The sequence below is a fragment of the Nostoc sp. NMS2 genome, from assembly GCF_017115105.1.
Lineage (GTDB): Bacteria > Cyanobacteriota > Cyanobacteriia > Cyanobacteriales > Nostocaceae > Nostoc.
The window spans coordinates 1-13,360 of sequence record NZ_JABXKH010000142.1 but is presented as its reverse complement, the minus strand read 5'-3'; the positions used below and the strand labels follow the sequence as shown (position 1 = coordinate 13,360).

The window sequence follows — 13,360 nt, the reverse complement described above, 5'->3', positions numbered from 1 at the left end:
AACTGCTGACATCCACCCAAAAAATACTCAGATGGCAGATTGTTGAAGGAGGCAGGAGGCAGAAGGAGTAATTCACTTATTGGATTCGACCTCTGCTGAATTGAAGCCACAGAATAAGAATTCAGTGTTCTTGTCTTAAACCCAAGACCCGTTTGGTCGCTTTACTGAGACAGATAGCGCCACGGAGAGCGAGTCCGCGAGCGTCGGGCAGTTTTCCTCACTCTTGAACTGCCTTCCTCTATAAAATCCTTTCCATACAAAGCTTTGGGCTAGCATTTACTGCTAACTCCACAATGAATGTAATAATGGAATGCTTTCAAAGCAACTAAAATGTACGCTTCAGTTGCTCTACATGGAATGAAATAACCAAACTGTAAGTCAGGTTAATACCACAGCAAAATTAGGGTTGCTGCTGCTTGGCGCTCGAATTACCATAAATTTATGTAGCAATCTTACTCCGCAAATAGAGTCTACACGATGCATACAAAAAAATATGTACTGATAAACACAATATCATGAAAAACTAATTATTAGATAATCTAATATTAAGTTTTGCAAACTGATTGCTCACTATCTCAGATTAACTGTCTCGTTTGCGATACGCCATCACACCACACTTAAAAATGAGCGTCGCGGATCTAACATAAAGTTGCGTAATTCCTCTGAAGCAATACGCTTGGGTTAAGCATTTCTTTTTTCTCTCTGCGGACTCTGCGCCTTGGCGGTTCGTTAAAAATTGACTTCGATAGCAGAGTTTTAGCCTTAACCCAAGCGTATTGTCCTATGAAGGACAAAAAACCCGGCTTCTCTATCAAAACCGGGTTTTTAAGTAATTTTTAATTTATTTTTGAACAGTACAACAGGGCAATAAAGGCTTATTTACAACTTCTTTAATCTCTACTGAATTCAATAAATCTTCCCAATATTTCTGAACTTCGGAATCGTTAGGACGCTGGCGGCGTAAATTAGCTAAAGTTCTGAGAGAATCTTCCCAAAATCCAGCTGTGGCAAATAGAACTGCACGATCCAAGTCTGTGCTTGGTTGTTTTAGCTGAAGAGAGAGGTTTTCATCTTGCGATCGCACTATTGTACCTTCTACATAAGAGTCTTTATCGCGGTTGTTGGTATCACAAATCATTGAAAAAGTCCAACTATACTCTTTACCGATTTGTAGAGATGGCTGATTAGCAGGTACGTTTACACTAACAATACCATTCTGTCCAACAGGTTTGAAAGTTCCCTTATACAATGGGTCGTTGCTATCATTATCCCGCAAAACAAATTCTAGTGCCTGCACTGTTGTAGAGGTTTGAGGAACATAGAAAAATAATGTGGGACGCTCTGCTGTGGTTCGTTGTGCTTCCTTATCTGTTGGTGTCAGGGGAATGATATTTTGTCCAGTTTGAAAGCAACTTCCTCGTGTTCCTGCTGACCTTACCCTACCAGGTCTACCTGGAACAAAGGCAATACGATTTCTACCACGCTGAATGTAACCTGTAACATTTCTAATTGCAGCAGTAGCATACCTATCTCCAGGACGTAGCCGTTCTGCTTGCTGAAAATTCAATAAAGCTTTTCGATAGTTTCTGCGTCTAGTTTCGTTATAGCCAAGTTGCATAAATTGCGTGTAAGCAGATTTCGACTGTGCCAGTTGATAAACCGACTCTGTTGCCACAACTTGAGTAGTAACAACAGGTTCTAAGGGGAGAAATGCTAAAGCCGCAAGCAGATAGCTCGCCCAAAATCTATGTTTCATTTGTAGTATATTGCTTGGATATATATAATACAATAGCCTAAGCTTTACAGTGGAAAGACTTTGTGTGTGCTACTTTACGGGAAGGCTGAGGTAGCATTCTGACTTTTTTCCAACAAAATTCCCGACTTCTTAAAAAGTCGGGAATCTGAGCCTTTGGATTTTCAGTAATCCTGAACAGTTATAATTGGTTGAACGCACCTGCGACGAAATTTCCTTGAAGAATGGCAATTAAGTCGCCTTGGAAAGATAGCGTTATTCCCCCTGGAAGACTTTCCCCGCTAGATACCCCCAACACGAGATCGCTAAAACTGATATTTGAAGATAGCTGTATCTTATCCCGGCTGAGGTTGAAGTCAGTAATCAAGGCGTAGTCAGCATTACCACCACCAAAATAGTAAAGTTCAGGATTTCCCTTCGGAGCACCGATTACGTTGCCGGCGACATTGGGTAAGGTGCCATCCCCACCAAGGAAGAATGTATCACTGCCACTACCTCCCGTTAAAGTATCAATTTCAAAAGGAGCAAGGGGATTGTTTGAAGTCCCACCAAATCCGTTGGTTGGTACAAAGGCATCGACTCCAATCAGCACATCATTGCCATTTCCACCTGTCAAAGAGTCACTACCGACTTCACCAATGAGAAGGTCTGTTTCGTCTCCACCGATGAGAATATCATTCCCCCGTCCTCCAAATACGACATCTTTGCCTGTGCCGCCATCGAGTCGGTCGTTTCCTGCTTCCCCTTCAATATAATCGTTACCGCTCTGACCAAAAACTCGGTCATTGCCACTTCCGGCAAAAAAGCGATCGTCTCCCACTCCACCATCGAGAGTGTCATTGCCAACATCACCGTTAAGCTCACCAATGATTATGTCATTTCCCGCTCCACCCTTGATATTGTCATTGCCAGCCTGACCATTGATTTGGTCATCTCCATCTCCACCGTTGATACTGTCATTGCCGGTGCCTCCAGACACGATATCAGCTCCATTGCCGCCATCGATAGTGTCGTATCCAGCATCACCATTGAGTTGGTCAGCCCCTTTACCGCCGAAGATAATATCGTTTCCTGCCTCACCATTAATTTGGTCAGCACCATCACCACCGTCGATAGTGTCATTTCCCCCGACACCAGGGATTTGGGAATCACCAGAGATGAGGTCAGCACCCTCTTGACCAAAGAGTTGATCGTTTCCACCACCCCCGATTATAACGTCAGCCCCAGTGCCACCAAAAATGTGGTCGTCGCCATCGAGACTAAATATGCTGTCATTACCGTCCAATCCTTTGATTAAATCGGGGCCTAGAGTTCCAACGAGAATATCGTTACCTGGGGTTCCGCCGCCATTTGAACTACTGACTAGTTGTGATAATTCAAAAGTGCCGCTAGAGCCGATCCCAACCCGACCAAATATCACATAACTCTGTCCTGACTGAATGTTGCCGTTGGGGGAGGCATAGGCCGCACCAATCAGCAGATCGTCAATGCCATCACCGTTGATATCCCCCGCAGCACTGACTGCCACACCCGCTATATCAACTGCTGTAATGCCATTGATCTTAAAGCCGTTAGTGCCGTCGAGAGTCGAGAGGTTAAGGTTGGCACTAAATCCCTTGGTGCTGCCAAACACCACATAACTCTGCCCTGACTTATTGCCGTTAGGAGAAGCATAGGGTGCCCCAATCAGCAAATCATCAATGCCATCGCCGTTGACATCCCCAGCACTACTGAGCGCAGCCCCTGAGACATCTCCCGGTGCAATACCATTGATCTTAAAGCCGTTAGTGCCGTCGAGAGTCGAGAGGTTAAGGTTGGCATTAAATCCCTTGGTGCTGCCAAACACTACATAACTCTGCCCTGCATTACTGATGCCGTTAGGAGAGGCAAAATAGGACCCAATAAGCAGGTCATCTATCCCATCACCATTGATGTCCCCAGCAGTACTGACCGCATAACCCGACCGATCATCAGGAGTAATACCACTGATCTTAAAGCCGTTACTGCCGTTGAGAGTCGATAGATTGAGACTGGCACTAAAGCCACTACGCTTGCCAAATACCACATAACTTTGTCCTGGCGAGGTATTATTGGGGTTGGCAGGTGTGGCTCCAAGGGGGTCTGCCGAGGCTCCAATAATTAGATCATCGATTCCATCACCGTTGATATCTCCAGCTTCGCTGACAGAGACTCCTGAGTTATCACCCGCTCTCACACCGTTCAGAATAAAACCGTTAGTACCATTAAGGGTAGCTAGGTCAAGGTCAGTACTAAAGCCACTGCGCTTGCCAAACACCACATAACTCTGTCCCGAATTTTTACCGTTGGGACTGGCACTGCGTGCTCCAATAATCACGTCATCAATGCCGTCGTGATTGATATCTCCAGCACGGCTGACAGAAGTACCTGAGCGATCGCCTGCTGCAATACCATTGATTTTAAAGCCATTACTGCCGTTGAGAGTTGATATATTGAAATTAGCTTCAAAGCCACTCCTCTTACCAAATACTACGTAACTCTGACCCGAAGAGCTACCGTTGGGGTCGGCAAGGTTTGCCCCAATAATCAAATCGTCAATACCATCACCGTTAATATCTCCAGCACCGCTCACAGAGTAACCTAACTGATCGCCTGCGGCAATGCCATTGATTTTAAAGCCATTGCTGCCATTGAGAGTGGAGAGGTTGAGACTAGCACTAAAACCACTCCTGCTACCGAACACCACATAGCTTTGCCCCGAAGCGCTACCGTTAACGTCAGAACCGCTTCCGCTAATAATCAGATCGTCTAAACCATCACCATTAACATCTCCAGCATTGCTGACGGAATAGCCGGATATATCACCCGCCGCAATGCCATTAATGATAAAACCTTCTAAAGATGAATTAGCCATTTTTGTTAACCTTCATTGTTGTTTTGTTTGTATTTAGCCAGGTAAGGGGGTTATATTTATTCCACCGTCACCACTTGCCGGATTTCATCAATGCATAAGCTGGGAAAATATAGCCCCATGCACCGATTGAAAGTACGTTCGATACGGACAATTTGCCATCTGTCTGTAAACCGATGAATAATAATTTCCCTGCTTGATAAGTCGTAAAAGCCAAACTAATATTTTGCTCATACAACCAAGAAGCGAACTGACACGAAGCATTAATTTCTAGAGTGGGCTTTCCTTGAGTGGTGGGTTCTAGACTCATTAGGTTTTAGCTTCAGGCGTAGAGGTCAAGATGAAGTGAGGCCCATAGACCAATACATCGATTGTCAATACCCATTCATTCGTAAGGGCTTAAGACAAAATCATTTTTTTCAATTAATAACTATGCTGAAAATTTTCTGAAATAGTAAGTATTAAATTAATATTTGTGCTAGCTTGTGTTAGATTTTGAGGCAAAAATGAATGATGCTTTTAAGTTTGACGCATAGGCGTAGCCAGACTTAGGCATCGCTAACCCAAAAACTCTGTTGAATAGAGCTATTTGTAGCATAATACATACTATTACACACGAATAGTACTTCCTACTCTATAAAAAATCAAGTAGACTCTTTTGCAAAAAGTTTGAATAAAGAAACTCTCTTCGAGAATGTAGTAAATTAAGCTGTTGAACTATTGGACTTTGGACAAAAAAGGGTTGTTCGCATAAATCATCTGCAACAAAGTGAACGATTAATCTTGCTTATAATTTTCTGCTTTATCTATCAAATATGCTGACCATACTAACGCTATTTTATTACTCTCACCAGAGAAAATTTAAACCCCCGGTTTTTTCGTACTTAGTTGCAAATAAGCATTTTTTGGTTCCCATTTTTAAATAAATGTTCAAGCCCAGGTCTTGAATAAAATTCCAAGTGAGCATCTTATTTTTATCTCACCAGATAAATAAAATAGCGCTAGTCAGAAACTTCAGTAGATAAAGTAGCATAAGCAACTATAGCAATCCGATTTGATTCCTGAATTTGCTTGCGTGGGCAGGGAACTCTTAACTGGGAACAGGGAAATAGGGAATATATATAGATGTGTACTGAGTTTTTTCAAAAATCAAATAGGAGTCCTATATATTAAATATCGACATTATTTATTAGACTTTGAACAAAATTGTAAGTTCGCATAATTCGTTCGTAAATTAGCACAGTTTTTTTATTTTCACAAAGAATAAAGAAGCTATCAAATATTTAGCTGAATTGGTCAGATTTTATGGAATCCACTTTTGTGCATTTGTAGCTTTATATTATTACCCCAAAATTCTGTATGTTTTTGCGTTTTTTGGAAAAACTAAAGTTATGAATACAAATCTGTTAGTAGATTACAAAAGTCGGACTAATACTTTCTTAGATGTATTGCAATACCGGGCACTGTGTCAACCTCGGCAAGTAGCTTTCACCTTTCTCGAAGATGGTGAAACCGAGTCGGCACAAATAACCTATGCAGAATTGGCTAGCCGCGCTCGATGCATTGCTGGCTGCTTGCAAGTACATGGGATACAACCTGGAGATAGGGCTTTGCTGCTCTACCCGTCCGGCTTGGAATTCATCGCGGCCTTTTTAGGGTGCTTGTATGCTGGCGTGATTGCGGTACCCACCTATACTCCCCAATCTAAACGCCACTTGCCCAGACTCCAAGCCATTTGCATGGATGCTCAGGCCAGCATTGTCCTCACCGATAGCCAAATTTTGGCGGAACGTAACCGGAAATTTGCTTATCCACCAGAGATTGAGGCAGTGCCTTGGGCAGCCACCGATACTGAGCAATGGACAGAAAGTTCTCTCATTACAGAAGTTACCAGTGAAACTTTAGCCCTTTTGCAGTACACCTCAGGTTCGACTAGTCGTCCGAAAGGTGTGATGGTCAGTCATGGTAACATTTTGCACAACGAAAAATTGATTGAGAAAGCTTTTGAACATAACTCTCAGACAGTTTATGCAGGCTGGCTACCACTGTTTCATGATATGGGACTGATCAGCAATGTTCTACAACCCATTTACTTGGGTATTCCCTGTATTTTGATGCCGCCAGTAGCTTTTTTACAGAGTCCAATACGCTGGTTAAAGGCTATTTCCAAATATGGGGCAACCACAAGTGGGGGGCCTAACTTCGCCTACGATCTCTGTGTTCAGAAAGTGAGTGAGGCTCAAAAATCAGAGTTGGATCTCAGCAGTTGGTCGATCGCTTTCAATGGTGCAGAACCAGTCCGCCTTCATACATTGACAAAATTTGCCACTGCCTTTGCTCAATGTGGTTTTCGACCGGAGTCTTTTAATCCTTGCTATGGCATGGCTGAAAGCACGCTTATTGTGTCTGGCACTAATAAATCTGCCGCTCCTGTGGTGCGCTCTGTGAATAAATCTGCCCTGACTGTGGGTCAGATCAAACTAGAGGAAAGCTCCGCAGCGCAAGTATTTGTCAGCAACGGTCAACCAGTTCCCGACTTAGAGGTAGTAATCGTTCATCCAGAGAACCTCACGCCTTGCGAACCCAATCAAGTGGGTGAGATTTGGATATCTGGTTCAAGTGTTGCCCAAGGCTATTGGCAGCGACCTATAGAGACAGAACAGACTTTTCATGCTTATTTGCAAGATCGAGATGTAGGGCCGTTTCTCCGCACTGGCGATTTGGGTTTCTTGCATGACGGCGAGTTGTTCTTTACCGGAAGATTTAAAGACTTAATCATCATTCGGGGACGTAACTACTATCCTCAGGATATTGAGTTCACGGTAGAAAATAGTCATCGTGCGGTTCGCCCTAATTGTAGTGCAGCATTTTCAATTGAAATGGATGAAACAGAGCAATTGGTGGTTGTGGCAGAAGTGGATCGCCATAATGACAATCATCCAGAAGTTATTGCAACCATTCGGACTGAGGTGGCTAATCAACATGAGGTGTCTGTATATGCGGTGATTTTGCTGAAAACTGCTACAATTCCCAAAACTTCTAGCGGCAAGATTCAGCGTCATGCTTGTCGCCAGCAGTTTTTAGAGAAAAAATTGTTGGTCGTTGCTGACTCTTACCTCAAGATACCAGCAGCATCTCAAGAAACGTCAGAATCTCCGGTTACTCCCATTGCTGTGGATGATGCCGATTCAATTCAGCAGTGGATTGAGCGCTGGTTAATCGCCGAGCTAAAGCTGCCTTCTAGTATGATTGCTCCAAATAAAACATTTGCAGAATATGGCTTGGATTCAGTTTCCGCAGCAGAGTTAGTGGTAGCTTTGGAAGCTGAGTTGAATCATCCTCTCAAGCTAGAACCCCATCTATTTTGGGAATATCCAGAGGTTAATGTTTTCAGCCAGTATGTGAGTCAATTGATTAGCCAAGAGTCAGCCGATCTGGCCTCATCCGATTCGGTTTTAAATAATGTTCAAGCTCCTACTAAAGGAAGTTCAGTAGCTCCCATTCAGGAAGGGTCTGAATCCCCTTCTGAACAAAACTATCCCTTCTGCATTCTTTATCCCTCCTGTCCTCTGCCTTCTCAAGCCTTTGAGGAAATTCCCCAGATTCTTAAACAAGTTACAAAACAACAAAACCGTCAGGTTTTCATCGATGGACGCTGGATTTGCGACTTTGCTTCTTGCAACTATTTGGGATTAGATTTGCATCCGCAAGTACAAGAAGCTATTGCTCCGGCCGTTAGTAAATGGGGGACTCATCCGAGTTGGTCACGAGCCGTGGCTTCTCCCGACCTCTATCGCATATTGGAGAAGGCACTGTCCAATTTGGTGAAAGCACCCGATGTTCTGGTATTTCCGGCCTTGACACTACTCCACATGGGAGTGATTCCGATGTTGGCAGGAAAAGAGGGTGTAATTTTCATTGACAATGCAGCCCACCGCTCTGTTTCTGAAGCCTGTCGTCTGGCTCAACAAGATGGTGCAAAGGTCATAAATTACAAGCACAATGATTTAGATAATTTGGCTGACAAGCTAAAGCGTTATGCCGATGCACCGGTAAAGCTAATTGCGATCGACGGCGTTTATTCAATGTCGGCTAATTATGCCGACTTGCCATCCTACGTAAGGTTAGCCAAGCAATACGATGCCACAATTTATGTCGATGATGCTCATGGCTTTGGCCTGGTAGGTGAAAATCCCACCCCAGAAATGCCATTCGGTCATTTTGGCAACGGTATTGTCAATCATTTTGGATTGCGATATGCCGAGGATCGCATAGTCTACTGTGCAGGACTCTCGAAAGCATTTTCTTCCTTTGGCGCTTTTGTCACCTGTACTGATGCCCAAATGAAGAGAACGCTGTCAACTGCCTGGACAGCGATATTTTCGGGGCCTTCGCCAGTGGCCAGCTTGGCCAGTGCGATCGCGGGACTGGAGGTCAATCTACAAGAAGGAGAAATGTTACGACAACATATTTATCGCCTGACGCAAAAGCTAGTGAACTCAGCGAGAGAAATTGGGTTTGAAGTCGATAACCAAGGCTCCTTCCCAATCGTTAGTGTCGTGGTGGGGTCAGTTGAATCGGCGATCGCTGCCTGTAAAACACTATGGAAGCATGGAATACTCATCACTCCGGGTATTTTCCCGGCTGTTCCCTACAATCGCAGCATCTTGCGGTTTTCGATCACTGCGGCCAATACCGAGATTGAAATAGATCAAGTACTGGCTGCTCTCAAAGATATTCACACTCAGCTGTCAAATGAATTAATCACCACAAAAAACTAGCTAACTTAATAGGATATTTCATCATGACACAATCAATCGATAAAACCACGCCAACTTCTACTAGATGCGTCGTTAATTCTTACAACGAATGGGATCCATTGGAAGAGGTGATTGTTGGCATTGTTGACGATGCCATGTTTCCATCTTGGAACACTATTAATCAATGGACTGTTCCTCCGGGTGCGTGGGACACGGTGGAAGAGATTGTTGGGGAAGGAGGTGTCGCTTATCCAGCAGAGTTTGTGACTGCTGCAAAAAAATGCCTGGAGGAATTCGTACATATCCTGGAGGCAGAGGGTGTGATTGTCCGAAGACCCGATCGTATGGACTTTGCGGCTCCCTATTCCACCCCGGCTTGGCAGATTGATAATGGGTTTTGTGCGGCAAACCCCCGCGATGTTTTTATAGTTGTTGGCAATCAAATTATTGAAGCACCAATGGCTGATCGAGGACGTTACTTTGAAAGCTGGTCTTATAGATCGCTACTCAAAGATTACTTTAAGCAGGGAGCGCGATGGGTGGCGGCTCCTAAGCCCCAGCTACTGGACGAGCAGTTTGACCCAAATTATGAAGTGGCTGAAGATGAGCAACCCATGCGGTTTGTAACCACCGAATTTGAGCCAACCTTTGATGCCGCAGACTTTGTGCGGTGTGGTCGGGATTTGTTTGCTCAAAAGAGTCATGTCACAAATAGCTTGGGGATTGAATGGTTACAACGTCATCTGGGAGAAGAATACCGCATTCATTTGCTGGAGTCTCGCTGTCCCCAAGCTATGCATATTGACACGACCTTTATGCCCCTCGCTCCAGGGAAAGTTCTGGTGAATCCCGAATTTTTGGACATCTCAGCCCTGCCTAAGATTCTCGATAGTTGGGACATATTAGTGGCTCCCTACCCACTATTTACGTCCACCAATAAATTAGGTGTGATTAGCGGCTGGGCAAATATGAATATGTTGATGCTAGATCACGAACGGGTGATTGTGGAAAAATCTCAGGAGCCGATGATTCAAGCACTCAAAGATTGGGGCTTTGCTCCAATTCCCTGCTCCTTTGAGAACTATTATCCCTTTGCGGGGTCGTTTCACTGTGCCACTTTAGATATTCGTCGCAGTGGCGGTTTGCAATCCTACTTTTAGTAAGAGAGGCAGGAGGCAAAGGGAGCAAGGGTTTAAGCCCCACTCCCAATCTCTGATTTGTGTCCTGCAATCAGTGTAGTGGTCTGTCCCATTAAATTTGCGCCTCCCAATACTGTTTGGTTAAGGCAAGAGACGCGATGAATCGCCGTCAAGACGAAAGACGATTATTGTAGAGACGGCGATTTATCGCATCTTTGCGATCTAAAATTTTCATCAAAAAACCTTAACCGAACCGTATTGCCCTGCTCTCTGCCCCCTTCACGATATAGATTTATGCACTTTCCAATATCCCCAGTTAAGTCTGCCATTTTTATTACTGCTGCCTCTAGTGGTATCGGAGCCGCCTGTGCTAAAACATTTGCAAAGCAAGGGTTTTGGGTATTTGCAGGAGTCAGGGATCTTGACAAAGGAACAGCATTACAACAGGAAGCCGGAGACAATATTACTCCGGTGCTGCTCGATGTTACCGATTTAGCTACGATCGCAGCAGCAGTAGATCAGATCGGTGCGGCGCTATGTGAACGAGATGTATTTCTGAGCGGTTTATTAAATAATGCCGCTCAGGAATACATGGGGCCTTTTGAGCTTTTGCCATTGGAGTGGGTGCGTCAAGAAATGGAGGTTGGTTATTTTGGTTATCTATCCGTGATTAAGGCTTGCTTGCCTCTGTTAAGGCGATCGCAGGGCCGAATTGTGAATATTAGTTCGATCAATGGTCGTTGTGTATTTCCAATAGTGGGCAGTGGCTGTGCAACTAAATATGCGATCGAAGCATTGTCTGATGCCCTACGGCTAGAGTTGGCTCCTTGGAATATTAAAGTAGCACTAATTGAACCTGCCGTTGTAGTAACTCCTCTATGGGAGAAGTCTCAAGCAACCTTTGAGAAGTTGTCTAATGTAGTCGCAAAAGAACAGCTAAATCTTTACTACCCCTCTTGGACAGAAGCAGTACAGAAAACAGCTGTAGACACTCAACGATATTATGCGACGGGAACACCCGTTGAACAGGCTGTCAATGTGGTTGCCCACGCCTTGTTTAGCAAAAGACCGAAAATTCGCTATTTACTTGGCTGGAATGCCAAATTAATCGCTGCGGCTCGTTGGCTTCTCCCCGATTGGCTGTTTGATCGCTTGGCAATTTCTGTGTTTCATTAATTTTAAATTCACGAAAAAAGTATCAAACATGGAGCAGCGCACTGCCCAAGGTATGGGTGTTTTTATTCTCGTCTGGTTGGGCCAACTACTCTCATTGCTCGGCTCTGGCCTAACCAGCTTTGTTCTCGGTATTTGGGTTTATCAACAGACTGGCTCCATTACTCAATTTGCGCTGATCTCTATGTTTGCCCTGCTGCCGAGTGTTCTACTTTTCCCCCTGGCTGGTGTCCTTGTGGATCGTTGGAATCGACGATGGGTGATGCTTGTTTGTGATACAGGATCGGGTTTAACCATGTTGGTGATTGCCTATCTTGTTGTTAACGAACATCTGGCAGTTTGGCATATTTACGTAGCGGTTACTATCAACTCTATTTTTAGCTCCTGTCACTGGCCAGCATATACAGCAGCAGTTACTTTACTGATACCAAAAAAATACTTGAATTTGGGTACTGGGATGATGCAACTTGGGGATGCTAGCCGTTTAGTTGCTCCTCTGCTGGGAGGAGTATTACTAGATACTATCCAGTTGCGGGGTGTGATTTTAGTTGACTGCATCACTTTTGCGATCGCTTTTGTGACTTTGGTGTTAGTGCGATTCCCACAGTTTAAAGCAGTACGCCCATCGACCAAAGGGGCGGTGTTCCAAGAAGCAATTTATGGCTGGATTTATATTCGGGAGCGTGTGGGGTTATTAGCACTAGTGTTTTTTATGGCCGGTGCTAACTTTTTACTAGGGATGGTGGAAATTCTGGCTACTCCCGTGGCCCTGTCATTTACTTCTCCAGCAACTTTGGGCACGATTTTTTCCATTGGCAGCATGGGAGTATTAGCTGGCAGTTTGTTGGTTAGTCATTGGAGTATTCGGATCAGGCTGGTTTATGGTGTTTTGGGTTCTCAACTGATCAGTGGGCTATCAGTTTTGATTGTAGGGTTCCATCCTGGTGTTGTAACTTTGACTATTGCTGTATTTGTGTCGTTTTGCGGTTTGGCGATGACTAATGGCTGTAGTCAACTGATTCTCAGAAAAAAGGTGGCGGTCGAGGTTCAAGGCAGAGTGTTTGCCTTTAGTCGCACACTTTCGGATATCACTATCCCTCTAGCCTTTGGGGTTGCAGGTTTTTTAGCCGATCAGATTTTTGAACCATTGATGGCAGACAATGGTTTACTAGCCTCAACTGTCGGAAAAGTCATCGGTGTTGGACATGGACAGGGAATGCGCCTCTTGTTGATGATTGTAGGCTGCTTGACAGTGTTTATGAGTATTTACGCTTGGCAATGTCCGCGTTTAATGTGTGTTGAAAAAGAATTACCCGATAATATATAGGAATTCGGGAATGGGGAATGGGGAATAGGGAACAGGGAATGGGGAAGAAGGGAATTTAAATTGAATTTACTGTAAAAAATGGCATGGGTTGCTTGACGGAACCTATGCATTTCTACGTATGAATCTCACCCATTTAAGGGGAGCATCCCAAATGTGCAAAAACCTTGATAGCCCTCATCCCCTAACCCCTTCTCCCATCTTTGGGAGAAGGGGAACTAGAGTTATGTCTCCCCTCTCCCATGTTTGGGAGAGGGGCTGGGGGTCAGCAATTCCAAATTCAAATTTTGACAACAGGTACAGTCTACCTTGAGGATGAAG

Annotated in this window: 7 protein-coding genes; 4 read left to right on the top strand and 3 right to left on the bottom strand. The window is 44.4% G+C overall.

What is annotated here, in order from left to right:
* Positions 1-841: 841 nt before the first annotated feature.
* From HWQ36_RS25320 to HWQ36_RS25310, 3 genes are all read right to left on the bottom strand, one after another.
* Complete coding sequence (locus HWQ36_RS25320; protein ID WP_292707915.1) at positions 842-1,756, bottom strand: DUF928 domain-containing protein; 915 nt, start codon at positions 1,754-1,756, stop codon at positions 842-844.
* 178 nt (positions 1,757-1,934) lie between these two features.
* On the bottom strand, positions 1,935-4,646 hold the full coding sequence (locus HWQ36_RS25315) for a hypothetical protein (protein WP_292707912.1): 2,712 nt from the start codon (positions 4,644-4,646) through the stop codon (positions 1,935-1,937).
* A gap of 67 nt (positions 4,647-4,713) precedes the next feature.
* Positions 4,714-4,953: a hypothetical protein gene (locus tag HWQ36_RS25310; RefSeq protein WP_292707909.1), complete on the bottom strand. Its 240-nt coding sequence runs from the start codon at positions 4,951-4,953 to the stop codon at positions 4,714-4,716.
* Positions 4,954-6,034: 1,081 nt separating this feature from the next.
* On the opposite strand from HWQ36_RS25310, the gene HWQ36_RS25305 reads away from it, so the two are divergent.
* The 4 genes from HWQ36_RS25305 (at position 6,035) to HWQ36_RS25290 (ending at position 13,042) form a co-directional block, all read left to right on the top strand.
* On the top strand, positions 6,035-9,424 hold the full coding sequence (locus HWQ36_RS25305; RefSeq protein WP_292707906.1) for an aminotransferase class I/II-fold pyridoxal phosphate-dependent enzyme: 3,390 nt from the start codon (positions 6,035-6,037) through the stop codon (positions 9,422-9,424).
* Between the two features lie 23 nt (positions 9,425-9,447).
* A complete protein-coding gene (locus tag HWQ36_RS25300; protein ID WP_292707903.1) occupies positions 9,448-10,563 on the top strand; it encodes an amidinotransferase in 1,116 nt (371 codons plus the stop codon).
* A gap of 273 nt (positions 10,564-10,836) precedes the next feature.
* On the top strand, positions 10,837-11,718 hold the full coding sequence (locus HWQ36_RS25295) for an SDR family NAD(P)-dependent oxidoreductase (protein WP_292707900.1): 882 nt from the start codon (positions 10,837-10,839) through the stop codon (positions 11,716-11,718).
* Between the two features lie 28 nt (positions 11,719-11,746).
* The gene (locus HWQ36_RS25290) at positions 11,747-13,042 is read left to right on the top strand and encodes an MFS transporter (protein ID WP_292707899.1); all 1,296 of its coding nucleotides are present in this window, start codon (positions 11,747-11,749) and stop codon (positions 13,040-13,042) included.
* The last annotated feature ends 318 nt before the right edge of the window (positions 13,043-13,360 follow it).

Excerpts from the sequence above, each read along its gene's own strand:
- HWQ36_RS25305 (WP_292707906.1), top strand. The coding sequence starts at position 6,035 with ATGAATACAAATCTGTTAGTAGATTACAAAAGTCGGACTAATACTTTC.
- HWQ36_RS25320 (WP_292707915.1), bottom strand. The coding sequence starts at position 1,756 with ATGAAACATAGATTTTGGGCGAGCTATCTGCTTGCGGCTTTAGCATTT.
- HWQ36_RS25300 (WP_292707903.1), top strand. The coding sequence starts at position 9,448 with ATGACACAATCAATCGATAAAACCACGCCAACTTCTACTAGATGCGTC.
- HWQ36_RS25295 (WP_292707900.1), top strand. The coding sequence starts at position 10,837 with ATGCACTTTCCAATATCCCCAGTTAAGTCTGCCATTTTTATTACTGCT.
- HWQ36_RS25310 (WP_292707909.1), bottom strand. The coding sequence starts at position 4,953 with ATGAGTCTAGAACCCACCACTCAAGGAAAGCCCACTCTAGAAATTAAT.
- HWQ36_RS25315 (WP_292707912.1), bottom strand. The coding sequence starts at position 4,646 with ATGGCTAATTCATCTTTAGAAGGTTTTATCATTAATGGCATTGCGGCG.
- HWQ36_RS25290 (WP_292707899.1), top strand. The coding sequence starts at position 11,747 with ATGGAGCAGCGCACTGCCCAAGGTATGGGTGTTTTTATTCTCGTCTGG.